The organism is Larsenimonas suaedae (assembly GCF_023712105.1).
In the GTDB taxonomy this organism is placed as follows: domain Bacteria; phylum Pseudomonadota; class Gammaproteobacteria; order Pseudomonadales; family Halomonadaceae; genus Larsenimonas; species Larsenimonas suaedae.
Map to the genome: position 1 here is coordinate 154,515 of NZ_JAMLJI010000001.1, position 21,467 is coordinate 175,981.

Here is a 21,467-nt window from a genome sequence, read left to right on the forward strand (position 1 = left end):
CCTCACGCAGCGGCATGCGCCGCATTCGTCGGATCCATTTTATCGGCATCGGCGGGTCGGGCATGTGCGGTATCGCTGAAGTGCTGTGCACACAAGGGTTCGAGGTCAGCGGCAGTGACGTCAAGGCGTCTGCCGTCACTCAGCACCTGAGCGAGTGTGGCATTCGTGTCTATATTGGCCACGAAGCCGCGAACGCCCATGAGGTTGATGTGGTCGTGGTGTCCACGGCCATCGACCCGACCAACCCCGAGGTGGCCTACGCCCGCGAACACCGTATTCCGGTCGTGCGTCGGGCCGAAATGCTGGCTGAGCTGATGCGGTTTCGAAACGGCATCGCGGTTGCCGGCACACACGGCAAGACCACGACCACCAGCCTTACCGCAACGCTTCTGGCCGAGGGCGGGCTTGACCCGACCTTCGTGATCGGTGGCCGTCTGACCAGCGCTGGAACCAATGCGCGCCTCGGTGAAGGTGATTATCTGGTGGCCGAGGCTGATGAATCGGACGCCTCGTTTTTGCATCTGCAGCCGATGACGGCGATCGTGACCAATATCGATGCCGATCACATGGCAACCTATGACGGTGATTTCCAGCGCCTGCAGGACACGTTCATCGAGTTCCTGCATAACCTTCCGTTTTACGGGCTGGCTGTCCTGTGTCTGGATGATCCGGTGCTCAAAGCACTCATGCCCAGCATTCAGCGTCAGTTTGTGACGTATGGCTTCGATGAGGATGCGGATTATCGGATTACCGAGTTCACCCAGCAGGCCGGTGTGGTTCGGTTCACAGTCCAGCGGCCCGCGGGTGAGCCCTTGCCGGTCTGCCTTGCCATGCCGGGCAAGCACAATGCGTTGAATGCGCTGGCGGCCATTGCAGTTGCGTGTGACGCGGGTGTGTCCGATGCGGCCATTTTGCGCGCGCTTGAAAGCTTCGAGGGGGTCGGCCGACGGTTTCAGGTGCATGGCGAATTCGAGCTTCCGGGACGCGCGGGCAGTGAGCGTGTGATGCTGGTGGACGATTACGGCCATCATCCCCGCGAGGTTGACATGGTCATCAAGGCCGTGCGCGAAGGGTGGCCCGACCGCCGGTTGGTCATGCTTTATCAGCCGCATCGGTTCAGTCGCACGCGCGATCTTTACGAGGATTTCGTGCGTGTGCTTTCCAAGGCCGATACGCTTTTGTTGATGGACGTCTACAGCGCGGGCGAGGCCCCAATTGCCGGGGCAGACAGCAAGGCGCTGGCTGGGTCGATCCGCCAGCGCGGTCAGATCGATCCGGTTTTTGTCGAAGACAAGACGGCGCTTGCAACGCTTCTTTCAAACGTCTTGCGTGATGGCGATATCCTGATCACCCAGGGGGCCGGGGATATCGGGGGCATCAGCGCATCGCTTGCGCGCTGTCAGTTGAACTTCGAGAAGGAGAACGTGTCATGACCGACGATGTGAACCGGTTCGGGCGAGTCGTGGTGCTCTACGGCGGTACGTCGTCGGAGCGTGAAGTTTCATTGATGAGCGGCAAGGCCGTGCTGGCCTCGCTCGAGGCCCAGGGCGTCGACGTCATTGGCTACGATTTTGCCGAAGGCTTGCCGGGGCTGATGGCGCTCGAACCCGACCGGGTATTCATTGCGCTTCATGGTCGCGGCGGAGAAGACGGCACGCTTCAAGGCGCACTCGAGCTTTTGGGCATTCCTTATACCGGCAGCAAGGTCATGGCGTCGGCGCTCGGTATGGACAAGATGCGCACCAAGCGGGTCTGGGCGGCAGAAGGGCTGCCAACGCCCTTGAGCGAGCGTTTGACACTCGATACGGATTGGCGTGCTCTAAGTGAGCGGATCGGGCTTCCGATGGTGATCAAGCCGGTCAATGAAGGCTCGACGCTCGGGCTTACCATCGTGCGCGATGAGAGTGCGCTGAAAGCTGCCTTCGAGGCTTCCCTGAAATTTGACCATGAGGTCATGGCCGAGCGCTTCATCGAAGGCGAGGAGTATACGGTCGCGGTACTTGACGGCCAGGCACTGCCTGCGATTCGTGTGGTCGCGCCAGGCGGGTTCTACGATTATGAGGCCAAGTACTTTTCCGATGAGACGCGCTATCTCCTGCCGTGCGGTCTCGACGCCGATGCCGAGCAGCGTCTTTCGACGCTCAGCGTACAGGCTTTTGAGTCCATCGGCTGTGAAGGGTGGGGTAGGGTCGATGTCATGCGTGATCACGACGGGGGCTTCTGGCTGCTCGAGGTCAATACCTCGCCCGGCATGACCGGTCATAGTCTCGTCCCTCAAGCCGCACATCACGTAGGTATCGATTTCAATGCCTTGGTGTGTCGTGTGCTGGCGACGACGCTTACGAGCGAGGCCTAGCCATGGCGGGTGTGGTGTCCAATCGTCTGCTCGGGCTGGTCTTGATCGTTGCCTTGATCGGTGCGGGCGGTCGAACGCTCTGGCTCTGGCTCGATAAACCGGTTGCGCGTATCGCGATCCGAGGTGACCTGGCGCACATCGATCAGCATTACCTCAATGAGCGGCTGACGCCGTTGGTGCGTGGCAAGACATGGCTATCGGTCGATCTTAATGCGTTGAAGGATGAGGCCAGTTCGATCAGCTGGATAAAAAGCGCCGAGATTTCGAGGCGCTGGCCATCGACGCTGGTCTTTCACCTGACCGAGCAGCGCCCCATTGCCTACTGGCAGGACGGTGAGTTGCTTAACCGGGAAGGCCGGGCATTCGATATGCGCGGGGTCAAAACGGCAGGGGATCTTCCTCATCTAGGCGGGCCGCCTGGCAGTGGCTCTGAAGTGGTGTCGTATTTCGAGGATCTCAAGAGCACACTGGCGCCGCTCGACATGTCGATATCGCAGCTTCGATTGGAGCCTCGCGGTGCATGGCGGTTTCAAATAAATGATAACTTTTGGGTGATGATTGGTCGTACGGATCGCGAGCAGCGACTCAAGCGATTTATCGCCGCCTGGCAGCGTGATTTGAAGGATCGCAGTTCAAACATTCGCTACATAGATCTGCGTTATCCAAATGGAATCGCCGTTTCCTGGCACGGTACTAGTGCGACTGCCGGATAGGGTTTAAGAATTAGTACTTTACGGTTTTTAAAACCATTGTATTAACTTAAGTAAAAAGCTGCGTGATTGCGTTAAATTATACGTTTGGTTTGGTTAAAGGTATTTCTTTCAGACGTTAATCGCCGTATTCTCGACATTATATATGTTGTATTTGGCACATTTATCATTGGATGATGGTGGGCCTTGGCGTTTTTAATAGTTGCATTGAGCTGGATAAGGAGTAAGCCCGACCTATGGCAGGAGAACCTAACGTATCCAATATGGTTGTCGGGCTGGATATCGGAACATCCAAGGTGGTTGCAATTGTCGGGCAGCCCTCTGATGACGGCGGTCTTGAAATTGTAGGCATCGGCTCTCATCCGTCGCGCGGAATGAAAAAGGGCGTCGTGATCAACATCGAGTCGACGGTCCAGTCCATTCAACGTGCCGTCGAGGAAGCCGAGCTGATGGCCGGGTGCGATATTCATTCGGTGTATGTCGGCATTGCAGGCAGCCACATCAGTTCGATGAATTCCGATGGTGTCGTTGCGATCAAAGAGCGCGAAGTGACTCCGTATGACATCGAGCGCGTCATTGACTCTGCCCGGGCGAGAGCGATTTCAGAAGGGCAGCGCATCTTGCATGTGTTACCTCAGGAATATGCCATCGATACCCAGGAAGGGATTCGTGAGCCTCTTGGCATGTCGGGTGTTCGGCTGGAAGCCCGTGTTCACCTGGTGACTGCAGCGCTTAATGCTGTTCAGAACATCGAAAAGTGCGTTCACCGGTGCAACCTTGAGGTTGACGATATCATCCTCGAGCAATTGGCCTCGAGTCATGCGGTATTGACCGAGGACGAGCGTGAGCTTGGTGTCTGCATGGTAGACATTGGTGGTGGCACGACCGATATCGCGGTGTTTACCGAGGGGGCCATTCGCTACACTGCGGTTATTCCGATTGCAGGTGACCAGGTCACCAACGACATTGCCATGGCGCTTCGAACGCCGACGCAGTACGCAGAAGACATCAAGGTCAAATATGCCTGCGCGCTGACTCAGATGGCCAGCAACGACGAAACGATCAAAGTGCCAAGCGTTGGGGATCGGCCCGCACGGGATCTCTCCCGGCAAGCGCTGGCTCAGGTCGTCGAACCAAGATATGAAGAACTTTTTACCTTGGTACGCGAGGAATTAAGACGCAGTGGCTTCGAGGATTTGGTCGCTGCGGGAATTGTATTGACGGGTGGTACATCGCGCATGGAAGGCGTGGCAGAACTGGCCGAGGAAATCTTTCATATGCCGGTGCGTATTGCATGCCCTCAAAATGTCCGCGGCCTTGCGGACGTGGTCAGGAACCCGATTTATTCGACCGGGGTCGGGCTTTTACAATACGGCATCAAACAGGCGAATTCGGAAAACAGGTCGTCACGTCGACCGCCTCGCGAGCAGCCATCGCGCAAGTATCCGACCGAACGCAACCAGGTTCAGGATGAGCTTTCTCCCATGGAGAAAGTGAAACGCTGGTTCAAAGGAAACTTTTAACTACTTCAGGGGCTATCGATGATAGTCACAGGAGACGGGACTCATGTTCGAACTAGTCGATAATGCACCTTCCAGCAGCGCCGTCATCAAAGTGATCGGTGTCGGTGGCGGTGGTGGTAATGCCGTCAACCACATGGTGGAAAGCAACATCGAAGGCGTCGAGTTTATCTGTGCAAACACGGATGCTCAGGCGCTCAAGCGTGTCGCGGCCAAGACGGTATTGCAGCTGGGCACGGAAATCACCAAAGGCCTTGGTGCCGGTGCCAACCCCGAGGTTGGTCGCCAGGCAGCAATGGAAGACCGTGAGCGAATCGCTGAGCTCATGCAGGGTGCGGACATGGTCTTCATCACAGCCGGCATGGGCGGTGGCACCGGGACTGGTGGTGCACCTGTCGTTGCCCAGGTTGCCAAGGAACTGGGAATTCTAACCGTGGCGGTCGTCACACGCCCGTTCCCGTTCGAAGGCCCCAAACGCAAGAAAGTGGCCGAGGAAGGCATCAAGGAGCTTTCCGAGCACGTCGATTCGCTGATCACCATCCCCAATGAAAAGCTGCTTACGGTGCTCGGCAAGAGCGCGAGCCTGCTTACGGCGTTCAGCGCGGCCAACGATGTATTGCTGGGGGCAGTTCAGGGCATTGCAGAGCTTATTACCAGCCCCGGCATTATCAACGTCGACTTTGCCGACGTTCGAACTGTCATGTCCGAAATGGGTATGGCCATGATGGGTTCTGGAACTGCTACGGGTGAAAATCGCGCTCGTGAAGCTGCTGAAAAGGCAATCCGTTCTCCGCTTCTGGAAGACATCGACCTCAACGGTGCCAAGGGCATTCTGGTCAACATTACAGCGGGCCCTGATATGTCGATCGGTGAGTTCAATGATGTTGGTGCGACCGTTCAGGAATTCGCATCCCAGGATGCCACGATCGTGGTAGGTACCTCGATCGATATGGATATGTCTGATGAGTTGCGTGTAACGGTGGTGGCTGCGGGTCTCGATGGGGCCGATCAGCGCAGTACTGTTTCGCAGCGTGCCTCTGCATCCGCCGGCTCCGCTCGCCGAAGTGAGGCAAGTGATTACCGTAAGCCACAGACTGCTGCTCGCACGGCGGATCGCGATCGCGTTGAGAAGGATGATGAGGCGGCCAGAAAGCGTCAGAAATCATCGAGCGAGCTGGATGACTATCTTGATATTCCTGCCTTTTTGCGGCGTAAAGCCGATTGAGTAAATGCCTGACGCCCCGCATTGCGGGGCGTTTCGCTATAGACGGATAAGTTTAATTACATTTTATCGAACAGTGTTCGTTGTGACTCTCCGGGCATCCTGATAACATGGTAAACAACCGTTTGAATCCAAAGTGGGTCACTCACCTATGATCTCTCAAAGAACACTACAAAATACAATTCGTGCAACTGGCGTCGGTCTGCATTCGGGCGATAAGGTATATCTGACACTGCGCCCGGCGCCCGTGGATACCGGTATCGTATTCGTGCGTACCGACCTTGAGCCTGCAGTTCACATCAAGGCGCATCCTGAAAATGTGCAGGATACTACGCTGTGTACTGCGCTGGTCGATGGCGATGTGCGTGTGGCAACGGTCGAACATTTGATGTCTGCACTTGCCGGGCTTGGAATCGATAACGTCTTCGTCGAGCTCAGTGCGGCCGAAGTGCCCATCATGGATGGCAGTGCAGGCCCGTTCGTGTTTCTGATTCAGTCGGCTGGTATCGCCGAGCAGAACGCGGCGAAGAAGTTTATTCGTATCACCAAGGAAGTTTCAATTTCCGACGGTGACAAGTACGCAAGCTTCATTCCGCACAATGGCTTCAAGGTCAGCCTGGCCATCAATTTCGATCATCCGGTATTTGCAAAGCAAAATCAGACGGCCAGCATCGATTTTTCAACCACGTCGTTTGTCAAGGAAGTGAGCCGAGCGCGTACCTTTGGTTTCATGAAGGATCTGGAAACCATGCGCGAGCGTAATCTTGCACTGGGTGGAAGCCTGGATAATGCCATTGTTGTCGATGATTACCGGATTCTGAATGAGGAAGGTCTTCGCTATGAGGATGAGTTCGTCAAGCACAAGATCCTTGATGTGATTGGCGATCTTTATCAGATGGGCTATGGATTGATCGGAGAGTTCCGTGGCTATAAATCCGGCCATGGGCTTAACAATCAGCTGGTTCGTGAGCTTTTGAAGCAGACGGACGCCTGGGAAATGGTCACGTTTGAAAATGAAGAAGCCGCGGCACCTATTTCCTATACCTCACCTGCATTCGCAGTTTAAACGGTAAACGTGACCCTTTTATGACGCCGGCTTATGCCGGCGTTTTTTATGAGAGGTCGTCTGAGCTTTTGGCGCGTCGAGCCAAGCGTTCGAGCGATGACCTAAGGCGCTTGTCGCTTACTTCTTCCGCGCAGGCCATGAGATTTGCTGCAGCGTGTTCATCCATGCGGCGTGGCTGTGATGGCGGTGCACTGAATGTTTTGATCGGGCGAACCTTCAGGTTGAAACCCATGAGCGCTTCGAGGCCGGTGATCTTTTTCAGGTGCGTCAGCAGGCGTGGTTGTTCGTAGCGCAGCCACGTCAGATGCGCGGCGCGGTTGGTCATGAGCGTCAAGCGGCCTTCTGAATACCCGCCAACGAAAACATGCCCCTTGGCGGCCTCCGGTAACAGAGTTTCCAGCTCATCCTGAATGAGGCCCAATAGATGCGCCTTTTTCATCAGAAGCGCCATGGGTCCGCGCTGATGTGTCGACATCAATTGAGACGCGGGCTGGGCGCGTCGGTTCTTAGCCTTTATACTCATGGCCCTATTGCCTTAAGAGAGATCATAGCAATCTATCATGTTCCGAGGGTTTTCTGACAGCCATCTCTGCGCCCTGAGTCGTAGCCGAACCGCCTGGCTCGCCAGCTTGTTGTTCGGGTGTCTGCTGCCGTTTGGACTGGCTCGAACGCGTGTCACCGACGTCGGTGATGTGACGAGCACATTTGGTATCTATGCCTCGCTCGTTTCTGCGCTGGCAACATCCAGGCAGACGCATGCTACGCGGTATCCGAGTAAGAATACCCGGCCTCGCTGCAGCTCAAAAACGTGCTTGAGCTCGAACATCACTCACATGGTTACAGTGTGGCGTCTTGAACATGATATGACTCTTCTGTCTCGCAGAGGCCCGCCGCAGCGCATGCTCATGCCCATTTAACGCCTTTACGATTTTATCAAGACAGGACAAACGGATGTTCACCGGTTTAGTACGCAAGTTTGTAGGCAGCAAGAATGAGCGCGAACTCAAGCGCATGCGCAAGGTCGTTGCATCGATCAACGAAAAGGAAGAGTCCTTCAAGGCACTGGATGATGCTGCGCTACGGGCAAAAACCGACGAATACCGCGCTCGGGTAGCGGACGGTGAATCACTGGACAAGGTGCTTCCCGAGGCGTTTGCGACCGTTCGGGAAGCCACGCGCCGCCTGATGGAAATGCGTCATTACGACGTTCAGCTCATCGGCGGCATGGCCCTTCATGAAGGCCGGATCGCGGAGATGAAGACCGGTGAGGGCAAGACGCTGGTGGCAACGCTTGCGGTCTATCTCAATGCGCTGTCCGGTGAGGGTGTCCACGTGGTCACGGTCAACGATTACCTGGCTACCCGTGATGCCGAAACCCTGCGTCCATTGTATGAATTTCTCGGCCTGACGGTCGGTGTGGTCTATGCAGGCCAAATACCGCTTGAAAAACGTCAGGCCTACGCCTGCGACATCGTTTACGGCACCAATAACGAATTCGGCTTTGATTACCTTCGCGATAACATGGCCTTTTCGCTTGAAGACAAGGTTCAGCGAAAACTGAACTTTGCCGTGATCGATGAGGTTGACTCGATTCTGATCGACGAGGCGCGCACGCCGTTGATCATTTCCGGGCCGGTGGATGAAGACACCAACCTGTATTCGAGAATCAACAGTCTGATTCCGAATCTGGAAGCCTGTACCGATGAAGAAGACCCGGAAAGCGGCCATTTCACGCTCGATGAGAAACAGAAGCAGGTTGAGCTGACCGAGCTTGGCCATCAGCGCGTTGAGGAACTGATGCGTGAAGCCGGGCTGCTGGCCGAGGAAGACTCCCTGTACGCTGCGCAGAATCTTGGGCTCCTGCACCATGTTCATGCGGCGCTCAGAGCCCAGCATCTGTACGTGCGTGACGTCGATTATATCGTGTCCAACGATGAAATCGTGATCATCGATGAGCACACCGGGCGCTCCATGCCCGGCCGCCGTTGGTCCGAAGGGTTGCACCAGGCTGTGGAAGCCAAGGAAAAGGTCACGGTTCAAAAGGAAAGTCAGACGCTTGCCTCGACCACTTTCCAGAATTACTTCCGCCTGTACACCAAGCTTTCCGGCATGACCGGCACCGCCGATACCGAAGCCTTCGAATTCCGTCAGATCTATACCCTTGACGTTCTGGTCATTCCGACCAATCGGCCGATGGTGCGAAAGGATGGCAATGATCTGGTCTACATGACCACCATCGACAAGTACAACGCCATCATCGAAGACATCAAGGCAAACGTTGAAAAAGGCCGGCCGGTGCTTGTAGGTACGGCCTCGATCGAGAGTTCCGAGTATCTGTCTCAGCTTCTGCGCAAGCAGGACGTCGCACACAACGTGCTCAACGCCAAGCAACACGCCCGTGAAGCCGAAGTCATCGCTCAGGCCGGTCGGCCCGGGGCAATCACGATTGCGACCAACATGGCCGGGCGCGGCACGGACATTCTTCTTGGCGGCAGCTGGCAGAACGACCTGGAAAAATTCGACAACCCGAGTGATGAGCAGGTGGCTGCCGTCAAACAGGCCTGGCGCGAACGCCACGACGCCGTTATCGAGGCGGGCGGTCTGCATGTGATCGGCAGCGAGCGTCACGAGTCACGCCGTATCGACAACCAGCTTCGCGGGCGCTCCGGCCGTCAGGGGGATCCGGGGTCGACCCGCTTTTTCCTGTCGCTCGAGGACAACCTCATGCGTCTGTTCGGCTCTGACCGCGTTCAACGCATGATGGGCGCGCTCGGAATGAAAGAAGGCGAGGCGATCGAGCACAAGATGGTATCCAACGCCGTCGAGCGGGCGCAGAAGAAAGTCGAAGGCCGTAACTTCGATATTCGTAAGCAGCTGCTTGAGTATGATGACGTCAATAATGACCAGCGTCGCGTGATCTACGAGCAACGAGACGATGTGCTCAACTCCGATGACGTCTCCGACAACATTGCAGCGCTGCGTGTCGAAGTCCTCGATGGCGCGATTTCCCGTCATGTGCCTCCTCAGAGCCTGCCGGAACAGTGGGATCTGGACGGGCTACAGGACACGCTTGCCCAGGAGTTCAATCTCGATGCGCCCGTGACTCAATGGGCCAAGGACGACGATCAGTTCCATGAAGAGCTCCTGCGCGAACGCCTGCACGCCCAGCTGAGCTCGGCTTCCGCTGCCAAGGAGCATGCCGTCGGCGCGGATGTGATGCGCCGCTTCGAGAAGCAGGTCATGCTGCAGGTGCTGGATACGCGCTGGAAAGAGCACCTTCAGTCGATGGATCACCTGCGTCGCGGTATCCACCTTCGCGGGTATGCTCAGAAAAATCCGAAGCAGGAGTACAAGCGCGAGGCCTTCGAGCTGTTCCAGACGCTGCTTGAAAATATCAAAAGCGACGTGATTCGTATCTTGAGCCACGTGCAGGTACGTCAGCCCGATGACGTCGATGAGCTCGAGCGCAGCCGCAAGGAAACGCTCGAACGAGAGCAGGCCGCCAGCGAAATGACGCTTGAAAACGAGTATGCCGAAGACGTCGAGGACGATGTGGCGCTTGACGAACAGGCCATCGCCGGCGCCGAGCAGACCGCTCAGGAAACCGTTCGTCGCACAGAGCCCAAGGTAGGTCGCAACGACCCTTGCCCCTGTGGATCCGGCAAGAAGTACAAGCAGTGTCATGGTCGGTTGAACTGATCGTCGTTTTTACAGAGTCAAGGAGGTCACTGTGGCAGTAGGTAGCGCGCATTTTCCCGAGATGCCGGTCATCGATGGCATCAAGCTGGGTGTGGCTCAGGCCGGTATCAAAAAGCCCTCGCACGACGATCTGGTCGTGATCGAGCTTGACGAAGGCACGCGCGTGGCGGGCGTCTTCACGCAAAACGCCTTTTGCGCCGCACCGGTACACGTGGCCAAGCGGCATCTGGCCGATGACGCCCCCCGTTGGCTGGTGATCAATACCGGCAACGCCAACGCCGGGACCGGCGATCAGGGGCTACGTGATGCCCGGGCCTGCTGTGAGGCGTTGGCCGAGGCCGCCGGGGGTGTGGTGGGCAACGTGTTGCCGTTTTCAACCGGGGTAATCGGGGAGCCGCTGCCGGTTGAGCGCATCAAGGCGGCGCTGCCTGCGGCGCTTGATGCGCTCGGCAATAATCACTGGGCGGCGGCTGGCCGGGGCATTCTGACCACCGATACTCGGCCCAAGGGTGCGACTCGAACGCTTGAGATCAACGGAGAAACCGTTCACATCAACGGTATCGCCAAGGGCTCAGGCATGATCTGCCCCAACATGGCCACGATGCTTGCCTTTGTCGGTACCAATGCAAGTATCGATCACGACACGCTTCAATCGCTTCTAAGTGACACCACGACTCGTTCGTTCAATCGCATTACGGTCGATTCCGACACATCGACCAACGACGCCTGCATGCTGATGGCAACGCAGCGCACTCAAATGCTTGATGCAGAAGGTCTGACCCGCTTCAAGGATGCGCTTCAAGCGGTCATGACCGAACTTGCCCAAGCGATTATCCGAGACGGTGAGGGCGCGACCAAGTTCATTACCATCGATGTCGAGGAAGCCGCCAACGAGGGCGAGGCTCTGGCGGTTGCGTTCAGTATCGCGCACTCACCGCTTGTTAAAACCGCGCTGTATGCAAGCGACGCCAACTGGGGGCGGTTTTTGATGGCGGTGGGCAAGGCGCCGGTCGCGGATCTGGACGTCGACAAGGTGGTGCTCGAGCTCAATGGCGTCCGCCTTGCTGAACACGGTGGGCGGGCGGCCGGGTACAGTGAAGAGGCCGGCAGCCAGGCCGTTGCCGAGCAGGAAATTACCGTTCGTGTGGCGCTGGGTCGCGGCGCACACGCCGAGCGGGTCTGGACATCGGATCTGTCGCACGACTATGTCTCGATCAATGCCGATTATCGCAGTTGAGCCCGCCTTTTAGGGCCGATGTTGAATTAACCACAGGAAAACTTCGGATAATGCCGAAACGTAGCGTTCATGTAGCCGCCGCGGCGATTTACAACGATCAGGGCCAAGTGCTTCTGGCCAGGCGCCCATCGATAGCGGATCAGGGGGGGCTGTGGGAATTTCCCGGCGGCAAACTCGAAGTCTACGAAACCGGATTGGAAGCGCTCAAGCGTGAGCTCAAGGAAGAACTCGGTATTGCGGTGGAGCGCGCCCAGCCGCTGATTCGAGTGCATTACGAATACCCCGACAAGTTCGTGCTGCTCGATGTCTGGGAAGTTCGCGGGTATACAGGTTCGCCCTACGGCCGTGAAGGGCAGGCTGTGCGCTGGGTCGATATCGACAAGCTGTTCAGTTATCCCTTCCCGCCGGCCAACGTGCCGATCATTCGCGCGGTCGGTCTGCCGCACGCCTACGTCATCACCGATGAAACCGACGATGACGAAGCGTTCGAGGCAATGCTTTCGCATGCGCTGCAAAACCGTGGCGGTCTACTGGTTCAGCTTCGCGCCAAATCGCTTGAACAGTCGCACTTTGTCGAGCGCGCGCAGAAGGCGCTGTCGTTGTGCCGCGCGCACGGAGCGCGCCTGATTCTTAATGGCAGCGCCGAATTGCTCGAGCACGTTGATGCCGATGGCATTCATCTGACCAGTGATGATCTGATGGCGGCCACGGAACGTCCGGTTGGGCCGGACAAGTGGCTGTCGGCCTCGACGCACAATAACGAGCAGCTTTCGAAAGCCGCGCAACTTGATTGCGACTTCGTGACGCTGTCGCCGATCCGTGAGACGCCGAGCCACCCCGGCGCCGTCACCATCGGCTGGCACGACTTTCAGCAGATGGTCGAGTTCGCCGCCATGCCGGTGTACGCACTTGGTGGCACCACGCTTGATGACATCGACCGCGCCCGTGCGGTTGGCGCCCAGGGTGTTGCATCGATTCGAAGCTTTTTGCCCGACCAGGACGATGCATAAATCACATCGAATCGTCGATAAAAAACGCCCGGACCAATGGTTCGGGCGTTTTTTTAGGCGGAGCGCATGGAGCGTCGGTCAGAAGCGCTCGTTTGGATCAAGCCAGTCCTCGAGATTGGTTTCATCCATGGCGGGTTCCCCGGCGATGCGATGGTCTTCGTTGGCCCAGGCGCCGAGGTCGATCAAGCGGCAGCGCTTCGAGCAGAAGGGACGGTAGGTATTTTCCGCCGTCCAGGCAACGTCAGTGCCACAGTGGGGGCAGTGCACATTGATGGCGGGCGTGTTGGTGGTCTGGCTCATGAAGTCGCTCCGCAGAGTGTGAGGTACGTTGCGTGTAGATCGTTGACCTGCGCGCGCAGCGCATCGGGGTCGCCCTGATTGTCGATGACATCGTCGGCGGCGGCAAGACGCTGTGTTCTTGGCATTTGTGCCTCGAGTATGCGCCGGACATGCGCGTCGTCGACACGGTCGCGCTGCGTGGTTCGGGCGATTTGAAGCGGTTCCGGCGTGTCGACCACCAAAATGCGTTGAACCAGCGCTTTTTGGGTGGTTTCGAGCAGCAGCGGCGACACCAGAAGTTGATACGGTGACGGCTTTGGCGTCTCGAGAAACGTTTTCAAACGCTTGCGAATGCGTGGATGAGTAATTGCTTCGAGCTCGGCTCTGCGTTGGTCATCGTCGAACACCACATTGCGCAGTGCACGGCGGTTGAGTGTGCCATCCGCGGCGAGAATGTCGGCCCCGAAGCGTTCCGTGATTTCCTCGAGTGCCGGCTCGCCGGGGCGGACGATATCACGCGCGACCTGGTCGGCATCGATCCACGGGACGCCAAGTGCTTCGAACAGTCTGGCGACGGTCGACTTGCCGGAGCCGATGCCGCCGGTCAAACCGATGGTAATCGTCATGAACGGTCCTTACAGGCTATAAAGACCTGTAAGGGTATCACCGAACAGCAGCATCGCCATCCCGGCCAGGGCCAGATACGGGCCAAACGGCACGCCTCGGTCGGAAACGCTCTGACCTCGAAGTGTAAGGATCAGGATGCTGATGACCGCGCCACTGCCGGCGGCGATCATCAGAATCATTGGCAGTGCAATCCAGCCACACCACGCGCCGAGCGCAGCCAGAAGCTTGAAGTCACCGTAGCCCATGCCTTCCTTGCCGGTGACGATCTTGAAGAGCCAGTAAAACGACCATAAAAGGCTGTAACCGATCATCGCCCCGAGCACCGCGTCCTGCAGGCGGCTGGGGTCGATCAGGACGTGATACAAAAGCCCGAGCCATAGAAGTGGTAGTGTCAGTACATCCGGCAGCAGCAGGGTGTCGGCGTCGATGACCGCCAGTGCCAGCAGGATCAAAAGGGCAATGATTACAAAAAGTGCGCCAATCGTTGGCCCCATCAGTTCGATGGTCGCAATGACCAGAAGGGCTGATGCGAACTCGATGGCAGGGTAGCGCCAGCTGATCTTGCCGTTGCAGTCCCGGCAGCGCCCGCGTCGCTTGAGCCAGCCGATCAACGGTAGATTGTCGTGCCAGCGAATCGGCGACTTGCACATCGGGCAATGAGACCTCGGGTACAGAAGCGACAGTCTTGACGGTGGCTCCTGCGGGGATTCCTGCAGTGTACCCAGATGATTGAGCGTTGCCCGCGCATCGCGCCGCCAGTAGCGGTCGAGCATGACGGGCAGGCGCTTGATCACGACGTTCAGAAAACTTCCGAACGACAAGCCCGCAAGTGTCAGAAAGATCCAGCCCATAAGAGACAATGTGTCCATGAATGTCGGTTACCTGTGGGTGAGTGCCATTACATGGCGTTGCCCATCTCGAAGATCGGCAGATACATGGAAAGAACCAGGCCGCCGACCATCACGCCCAGCACGACGATGATCAGTGGCTCGAGCAGGGACGTCAGCGTGTCGACGCGGTTTTCTACATCCTGCTCGAAAAAATCGGCCACCTTGTTGAGCATCGCGTCCAGCGAGCCGGCTTCTTCGCCGATGGCGACCATCTGAAGCGCCATGCCGGAAAAAAGGCCGGTGTTGCGCATGGCGAAGTTCAGGGTCTGGCCGTTGACGACGTCTTCCTGCATGGCTCGAATGCCGCGCTCGAACACCTGACTGCCGCAGGCCCCCGCGGCGGTATCAAGGGCATCGATCAGGGGGACGCCTGCCGAAAAGCTGGTGGCGAGCGTGCGGGCAAAGCGGGCGATGGCCGACTTTTCCAGAATGGGTCCCAGAATCGGCAGCGCGAGCGCAAATCTTGAGCAGCCGAACGCGAATCTGGGCGAGCGCTTCACGCCTGTTTTAATGCCCATCACCGTCAGCGCTGCCGCAATCAGCACCCACCACCAGTACGTTTGAGCCATTTCAGAAAGCGCAAGCGTCATCTGGGTAAACGCCGGAAGATCCGCGCCGAAGCCGTTGAACATGGTCTCGAACTGGGGCACCACCTTGATCAACAGCAAGGCCGTGACCCCAAGGCCGACGCTGATGACCGCCGCCGGGTAGTACAGCGCCTTTTTGACCTTCGATGTGAGCGCCTGAAGCTTTTCCTTGTAGGAGGCAATGCGCTCGAGCATGGTGTCGAGCGCGCCGGCCTGCTCACCGGCGGCTACCAGATGCACGAACAGGTCATCGATGTGCTTGGGGTGGGCTTCAAGGGCCTGAGCGAAGCTCTTGCCTTCGGAAACGTCCTGATGCATCTGGCTGATCATGTGGCGAAGCGATGTGTTGGTCGCGCTCTCACCGATTGCATTGAGGGATTGAAGCAGGGGGATACCCGAGCGAATCATGGTGGCAAGCTGGCGGGAAAAGAGCGCGATGTGGGCGCCGGTCACGCGTTGCCCAAGGCCGAAGGAGGCGCGCTTTTTTTGAAGCTGCTTGATGATGATGCCCTGGTTGATCAGCTGCGCGCGGGCCTCCTCGCGGCTCGAGGCCACCAATACCCCCTTTTGCAGTTCGCCGCGGGCGTTCTTGCCACGCCACTGCCACTGGGAGAAGGCCTCGGCGGGCTTGCGGGATGGGGCGAGGGCACGTGCCATGACAAGTTACTCCTTGGTCACTCGGTTGATTTCCTCGAGCGTGGTCACGCCCTCCTTGACGCGTCGAAGCCCGGATCGGCGCAAATCCTGATGGCCTTCTTCCCGGGCCAGATCAGCCAGCGCGATTGAGCTGCCTTCATCCATGATCAAGCGGCTCATGGCGTTTGAAATCGGTAGAACTTCATAAATGCCCACGCGCCCCTTGTAGCCCTGGGTGCACTTGCCGCAGCCCTTGGCGTGGTAGAGCGTCAGGCCCGCGAGGTCGGCCTCGGAAAAGCCTTCATCCTTGAGCACGGCGTCAGGCAGGTTCACAGGCTCCTTACAGTGATCACACAGTCGCCGCGCCAGGCGCTGCGCGATGATCAGCGTGACCGAGGTTGCAACGTTGAAGGCAGCCACTCCCATGTTGCGAAGGCGCGTCAGAGTTTCCGGGGCCGAGTTGGTGTGCAGGGTCGAGAGCACCAGGTGGCCGGTCTGGGCGGCCTTGATCGCGACTTCCGCGGTTTCCAGATCCCTGATTTCGCCAACCATCACCACGTCCGGGTCCTGACGCAGAAACGCCCGTAGAGCGCTTGCAAAATCGAGCCCGATCTTTGGCATCACGTTGACCTGGTTAATGCCTTCGAGCTTGAGTTCGACCGGGTCTTCGGCGGTCGCGATGTTGCGGCTTTCGGTGTTCAGGATATTGAGCCCGGTATAGAGCGAGACGGTTTTGCCGCTGCCGGTGGGGCCGGTGACCAGAATCATGCCCTGTGGCCGGGCCAGCGCCTTTTCAAAGAGCGCCTTCTGTTCGGGGAAAAAGCCGAGCTTGTCGATGCCGAGCTTGGCGCTTTTGGGGTCGAGCAGGCGCATGACGATCTTTTCGCCGTAGACCGTCGGCAGCGTATTGACGCGAAAATCCACCTGTTGCTTGGCGGAGACCTTGAGCTTGATGCTGCCGTCCTGCGGGAGTCGGCGCTCGGAAATGTCGAGCTTGGCCATGACCTTCAAACGGGCGGCCAGGCGCTGTCGCATCTGCGGCGGCGGGCGAACCGCTTCGGTCAGCACACCATCGACGCGAAACCGGACCCGATAGCTGGTTTCATACGGCTCGAAATGAATGTCGGAGGCGCCGCGGCGGATGGCGTCGAGCATGAGCTTGTTGACAAAGCGCACCACCGGGGCGTCGTCGTTAAGCGAGAGCACCGGCTCGTCGTCGTCCTCGGGTTCCTCGACGGTCAGGCTGTCGCTTGACATGTCATCATCAAGAAGCGACATCGCGCCCTTGAAGTGGGCCGAGAAATACTCCTCCAGCCGGCGCTCGAGCTGATCGATCGGGGCGAGCACGCCCTCGACCCGGTGGCCGGTCACGAATTGAAGTTCATCGAGTGCGCCAAGCGCCGCCGGCCCGCTCAGAGCCACGGTCAGCACATGGTCCTTGAACGCGACCGGCAATACGTTGAGCTTTCTGAGAAGATCTTCCGAAAGCTTGCCCGGCTCAGGCAGGCGCGCGGCCGGCACGCTGTCCAGATCCAGACAGCCAAGCCCGAACTCCATGGCGGCCACCAACGCCCCACGGCGCGCATCGACCAGCCCATTGGCTACCAGATAGCTCAACAGGGGCTGCTCGAGATCGCGCGCTTTTTCCGTGGCCGTAATGGCGTCGTTTTCGCTCAGCATGCCTTCCTGCACCAGCAGTTTGGCAAGCCCGCGCAGCGCATTGCCCACAGGGTAGAGAGACGGCGCAAACGACATTTAAGACCTCGAACGCAAAAACGGTGATGCCTTTTTATCGGCGAAACCGAGACCGGCTTGACCGGTCGAGCGCCCGGTTAATCGGTAAAGTTTTTTTTTGAGGGGTCGTTATCGGGCAGTACTTGGGCATGGCCCGGTTGGGCACTTATCTTTTGACAGGGGAATCACATCGATGGCAGCACAAAAACAAGGCGGTTTCACATTGATCGAGCTGATGATCGTGGTCGCGATCATCGGCGTGCTCGCCGCAATCGCGGTGCCGCGCTATCAGGACTACGTCGCGCGCTCGGAAGCAGCATCTGGGCTTGCAACGATCAAGGGCGCGCAAACCGCGTATGAAGAGCGCGTACTTACCGGTCAAACGCCTTCAACCACTAATACTGCTCCTGGGTTTATCGGAATTACCGAAGACGCCAGTGACATGGGCAAAGTGGAAGTAATTACAAATGATGGTGGTATTAAATTTACGTTTGACTCGGATAGTCAGCTGAATACAAAAACCATTAATCTTAATCGGACCACTAACGGTGAGTGGTCGTGTACGACAGATATTGATGTCTCATATCGTCCCAAAGGGTGTGTTGCATCTGGCGGATCAGGTGGATCTGGCGGAGGTGGGACGCCTACTACACCTTAAGAATTTTAAAAAAGCCGGCATCCGCCGGCTTTTTTAGGTCAGTACATCGCCCGTTCTTCCTCGACCACTTCCTTGAGCACGTCAAGAAAGAGGCCATCGGCCGGGGAGTGTTGCTTGGGGTTTTCAGGAATATTGATGTTGGTGGAGTTCGAGATGGCGTTGGCGATCTTCGCCATCGCCTCGGGCTCGCCGTAGTGTTCGCGGGCAATGATGAGCGACTGCGAGAGAATCTCGGGTTCCTGCAGCATCTTCTTGATGAAGTGGCGCAGCTCGGTAATCATGCGCTGCTGCTGAATTTCGGTGGCTGAGCTCATGGCGCCTTCCTCCTGGGGTAAACGATGTAGGGCTGGCCTGGGCGTGTACCTTGGCCAGCCGGTGAAGCCTGTGTCTAGGATAGCGCGTCGACCCCACTACTCACCAGACGGGATCGCCTGCCACAGGGTGATCTCACCCAGCCAATCAAGATCTCGGCTGCTTTCCTTGAGCACGGTATAGGGCGCCTCGGGCAGCTCGAGCCCGGCCGGGATATAGAGGACCACATCGATGGCGCGCCGGTCTTCATTACTTGCATAGTGCAGGCCAAGGCTTATGCGCGCTCGCCAAAGCGGGTGGGCGTGCCAGCGCGTCTCCAGCTCATGGATGACGTCGGTTCGAAGCGGCAGAGGCTTTCGATGTTCGGCCCGCGGGGCGTTGGAGTCGTCTTCGGGGTCAATGTGAAAGACGATGTCCTCAAGCTCGGGGCGTGCGGTGCGAAGGGTGCGAATGACCTCGTTGCCGATCTCATGGCCCTCGGAAACGCTCAGGCGCGAGCCCACGATCAGGTGCAGATCCAGCATGACGCTGCCGCTTTGGGTGCGGGTTCGAACGTCGTGCACGTCCTTCACCCCGTCGACGCCGAGTGCCAGTTCGCGAATCACTTTGTCCTCTTCCGGCGGCAGGGCCGTGTCGATCAGTTCGCGCCCGGCGTGCCAGATCTGCTCGACGCCGACCTTGGCGACCATCGCGGCCACGATGATGGCTGCCACACTGTCAAACCAGCTCCAGCCGAACTGAAGCCCGATCAATCCGACCAGAACCACCAGAGACGACAGCGCATCACTGCGTGAGTGCCAGGCGTTGGCCTCCAGAAGACGCGAGCGCTGCTGGCGGGCGACGTGCAAAGTTACACGAAACAGCACCTCCTTGATCAGCATCGAGGCTGCCGCGAGCACGATAGCGCCAGTGCCGGCGCTTGAAAGCGTCGAGCCGGTCAGGAGGCGGTCGAGGCTATCCCAGGCAAGGGCGGCGGCAACGCCGATCAACATGGCACCGAGGGCGAGCGTACCGAGCGTTTCGATTCGCCCGTGGCCGTAAGGGTGGTTGCTGTCTGGCGCCTGACGACCATAATGCGTAGCCAGCATCACAAAGGCATCGGTGATCAGGTCCGAGAGCGAATGAATGCCATCGGCGATCAACGCGCCTGACTGTGTGACGTAGCCGACCGCAATCTTCAGTCCTCCTAGAAGGGCGTCAAAGACGGCCCCCAGGAGCGTGATGCGCTGGGCCGTGCGGCGAGAGTTATCAAGCGTCGAGTCTTGCATCGATCAAAGTGTCCTTGCTGCACCGGGGCGATGGAGGGCGTATAGTGGCGCGTTCTGACATTGGTTTGCAAAAAGGGTAGAAAATGTCACGTCTGACGCTGTTCCAGCGGGCGACCGGTGTTGGTCCGGTGCTGCGGATTCTGGCCATGCTGTTGCTGGTCCTTGCCGTCATCATGGCGGTGCCGCTGGTTGTGCTCATTATCGAGCAAAACAGCGATCTCTGGGCGTTTGTCTACGCCGAACTCGTAACGCTTGTCTCGGCCGGGTTGATGCTGCTGGTGACGCGGCAAATCGAGATTCAGTTGAAGCCGCGTCAGATGTTCATTCTGACGACGCTTAGCTGGGTCACCATCTCTACCTACGCAAGTCTGCCGCTGGTGTTCGGCGCGCCTCATCTGTCGATGGGGGATGCGGTCTTCGAGTCGGTCTCGGCGGTTACTACCACCGGCTCGACGGTCATGGTCGGTATCGACAACCTCTCCGATGGATTGAAGCTCTGGCGCGGGCTGCTGCAGTGGGTCGGCGGGATCGGCATCATCGTGATGGCGATCGCGATTCTGCCGTTTCTACAGGTGGGCGGCATGCGTCTGTTTCAGACCGAGTCCTCGGATTGGTCAGACAAGATCCTGCCGCGGGCAGGCGGTGTGGCCAAGTCGATCACCGTGGTATATCTCTTGATCAGCGTGATCGCCATTGTCGGTTACTGGCTCGCCGGCATGACGCCCCTGGACGCGGTCGTACACGGAATGAGCTCGGTGGCGACCGGCGGGTTCTCGAACTACGACAGCTCGTTCGGCATCTACGAAGACAAGCCCTGGATCATGTGGATGGCCGATCTATTCATGCTCCTGGGCGCGGTGCCGTTCGTTTTGTACATCAAGATGATGCGCGAAAAGACGCTGTCCTCGTTCTGGAAGGATCAGCAGGTGCGCGGGCTCCTGTACATGCTGGTCGTGGTCATTCTAGGGCTGACGGTGTATCGGGTGGTGCGCGGCGTGCCGTTTTTCGATGCGCTGACCCAAGTTGCCTTCAATGTGATTTCGGTGGTCACGACCACCGGCTACGCCTCCGACGATTACACCCTCTGGGGGCCGCTGGCCATCGTCTGTTTCTTTTATCTGACCTTTGTCGGTGGCTGCTCGGGCTCGACCAGTGGCGGCATGAAGGTCTTCCGCTTTCAGATCGGCATCATCATGCTGATCAACCAGCTCCGGCACCTGGTGCACTCCAACGGCGTGTTCGCCCAGCGCTATAACGGCCGAATGCTGACCGACGATGTGATTCGCGCCGTTATTGCGTTTTCCTTCTTCTTCTTTTTCACGGTGGGCGCGATTGCGCTTGGGCTTGCCGCGATGGGGCTTGACCTTGTGACGGCATTGTCCGGTGCGGCGACCGCGGTGGCAAACGTCGGCCCGGGCCTTGGCGATACCATCGGCCCTGCAGGCAATTTTTCGTCGTTGCCGGAAGCGGCCAAATGGCTTTTGAGCTTCGGGATGTTGATGGGGCGTCTCGAGATCCTGACGGTGTTGGTGCTGGTCACGCCGATGTTCTGGCGAAAATAGCGTGTCAGCAGGATGTTTTTTCCATAGTGAGTGAAGGTTGACGCCTATTGGCCGTTACCTCTTTTATTGTGCAGTGCACAAAGCGGGTCATGTG

The 21,467-nt window shown here is 58.1% G+C and carries 19 protein-coding genes; 11 read left to right on the forward strand and 8 right to left on the reverse strand.

Annotated features, from left to right (window positions below):
- Positions 1-14: 14 nt before the first annotated feature.
- The 6 genes from murC (at position 15) to lpxC (ending at position 6,874) form a co-directional block, all read left to right on the forward strand.
- On the forward strand, positions 15-1,433 hold the full coding sequence (murC, locus tag NAT49_RS00745; RefSeq protein ID WP_251591874.1) for a UDP-N-acetylmuramate--L-alanine ligase: 1,419 nt from the start codon (positions 15-17) through the stop codon (positions 1,431-1,433).
- Positions 1,430-2,356, forward strand: coding sequence for a D-alanine--D-alanine ligase (locus tag NAT49_RS00750; protein WP_251589582.1), 927 nt, complete (start codon positions 1,430-1,432; stop codon positions 2,354-2,356). The genes murC and NAT49_RS00750 overlap by 4 nt, the downstream gene beginning before the upstream one ends.
- 2 nt (positions 2,357-2,358) lie before the next feature.
- Entirely contained in the window at positions 2,359-3,069 is a 711-nt protein-coding gene (locus tag NAT49_RS00755) for a cell division protein FtsQ/DivIB (protein ID WP_251589583.1), read from the forward strand.
- Between the two features lie 233 nt (positions 3,070-3,302).
- A complete protein-coding gene (gene ftsA / locus NAT49_RS00760; protein ID WP_251589584.1) occupies positions 3,303-4,589 on the forward strand; it encodes a cell division protein FtsA in 1,287 nt (428 codons plus the stop codon).
- A 43-nt stretch (positions 4,590-4,632) separates the two neighbouring features.
- Positions 4,633-5,811, forward strand: coding sequence for a cell division protein FtsZ (gene ftsZ / locus NAT49_RS00765; protein ID WP_251589585.1), 1,179 nt, complete (start codon positions 4,633-4,635; stop codon positions 5,809-5,811).
- A 148-nt stretch (positions 5,812-5,959) separates the two neighbouring features.
- Positions 5,960-6,874, forward strand: coding sequence for a UDP-3-O-acyl-N-acetylglucosamine deacetylase (gene lpxC, locus NAT49_RS00770; protein WP_251589586.1), 915 nt, complete (start codon positions 5,960-5,962; stop codon positions 6,872-6,874).
- A 46-nt stretch (positions 6,875-6,920) separates the two neighbouring features.
- On the opposite strand, the gene NAT49_RS00775 is transcribed toward lpxC, so the two are convergent.
- A complete protein-coding gene (locus NAT49_RS00775) occupies positions 6,921-7,397 on the reverse strand; it encodes a DUF721 domain-containing protein (RefSeq protein WP_251589588.1) in 477 nt (158 codons plus the stop codon).
- Positions 7,398-7,825: 428 nt separating this feature from the next.
- Between NAT49_RS00775 and secA the strand changes: the two genes are divergently transcribed.
- The 3 genes from secA to NAT49_RS00790 are packed head-to-tail and all read left to right on the forward strand — an operon-like array spanning position 7,826 to position 12,820.
- The gene (gene secA, locus NAT49_RS00780) at positions 7,826-10,573 is read left to right on the forward strand and encodes a preprotein translocase subunit SecA (protein WP_251589590.1); all 2,748 of its coding nucleotides are present in this window, start codon (positions 7,826-7,828) and stop codon (positions 10,571-10,573) included.
- 31 nt (positions 10,574-10,604) lie between these two features.
- Positions 10,605-11,810, forward strand: a complete 1,206-nt coding sequence (argJ, locus tag NAT49_RS00785) for a bifunctional glutamate N-acetyltransferase/amino-acid acetyltransferase ArgJ (protein WP_251589592.1) — start codon at positions 10,605-10,607, stop codon at positions 11,808-11,810.
- 50 nt (positions 11,811-11,860) lie between these two features.
- The gene (locus NAT49_RS00790; RefSeq protein ID WP_251589593.1) at positions 11,861-12,820 is read left to right on the forward strand and encodes a Nudix family hydrolase; all 960 of its coding nucleotides are present in this window, start codon (positions 11,861-11,863) and stop codon (positions 12,818-12,820) included.
- A gap of 78 nt (positions 12,821-12,898) precedes the next feature.
- On the opposite strand, the gene yacG is transcribed toward NAT49_RS00790, so the two are convergent.
- Genes yacG through pilB form a run of 5 tightly spaced genes read right to left on the reverse strand, consistent with a single transcriptional unit; the run spans position 12,899 to position 17,594 of the window.
- On the reverse strand, positions 12,899-13,120 hold the full coding sequence (gene yacG / locus NAT49_RS00795; protein WP_251589594.1) for a DNA gyrase inhibitor YacG: 222 nt from the start codon (positions 13,118-13,120) through the stop codon (positions 12,899-12,901).
- The gene (gene coaE, locus NAT49_RS00800; RefSeq protein ID WP_285835978.1) at positions 13,117-13,725 is read right to left on the reverse strand and encodes a dephospho-CoA kinase; all 609 of its coding nucleotides are present in this window, start codon (positions 13,723-13,725) and stop codon (positions 13,117-13,119) included. The genes yacG and coaE overlap by 4 nt, the downstream gene beginning before the upstream one ends.
- Before the next feature lie 9 nt (positions 13,726-13,734).
- A complete protein-coding gene (locus tag NAT49_RS00805) occupies positions 13,735-14,595 on the reverse strand; it encodes a prepilin peptidase (RefSeq protein WP_251589595.1) in 861 nt (286 codons plus the stop codon).
- A gap of 29 nt (positions 14,596-14,624) precedes the next feature.
- The gene (locus tag NAT49_RS00810; RefSeq protein ID WP_251589596.1) at positions 14,625-15,860 is read right to left on the reverse strand and encodes a type II secretion system F family protein; all 1,236 of its coding nucleotides are present in this window, start codon (positions 15,858-15,860) and stop codon (positions 14,625-14,627) included.
- A 6-nt stretch (positions 15,861-15,866) separates the two neighbouring features.
- Positions 15,867-17,594, reverse strand: coding sequence for a type IV-A pilus assembly ATPase PilB (gene pilB, locus NAT49_RS00815; protein WP_285835979.1), 1,728 nt, complete (start codon positions 17,592-17,594; stop codon positions 15,867-15,869).
- A gap of 172 nt (positions 17,595-17,766) precedes the next feature.
- Here pilB and NAT49_RS00820 point away from each other — a divergent pair, with 172 nt between their 5' ends.
- Complete coding sequence (locus NAT49_RS00820; RefSeq protein ID WP_251589597.1) at positions 17,767-18,231, forward strand: pilin; 465 nt, start codon at positions 17,767-17,769, stop codon at positions 18,229-18,231.
- A gap of 38 nt (positions 18,232-18,269) precedes the next feature.
- On the opposite strand, the gene NAT49_RS00825 is transcribed toward NAT49_RS00820, so the two are convergent.
- Positions 18,270-18,545, reverse strand: coding sequence for a hypothetical protein (locus NAT49_RS00825; protein WP_251589598.1), 276 nt, complete (start codon positions 18,543-18,545; stop codon positions 18,270-18,272).
- Positions 18,546-18,641: 96 nt separating this feature from the next.
- Positions 18,642-19,811: a cation diffusion facilitator family transporter gene (locus NAT49_RS00830; protein WP_251589599.1), complete on the reverse strand. Its 1,170-nt coding sequence runs from the start codon at positions 19,809-19,811 to the stop codon at positions 18,642-18,644.
- Positions 19,812-19,894: 83 nt separating this feature from the next.
- Here NAT49_RS00830 and NAT49_RS00835 point away from each other — a divergent pair, with 83 nt between their 5' ends.
- The gene (locus tag NAT49_RS00835) at positions 19,895-21,373 is read left to right on the forward strand and encodes a TrkH family potassium uptake protein (RefSeq protein ID WP_251589601.1); all 1,479 of its coding nucleotides are present in this window, start codon (positions 19,895-19,897) and stop codon (positions 21,371-21,373) included.
- Positions 21,374-21,467 lie beyond the last annotated feature (94 nt).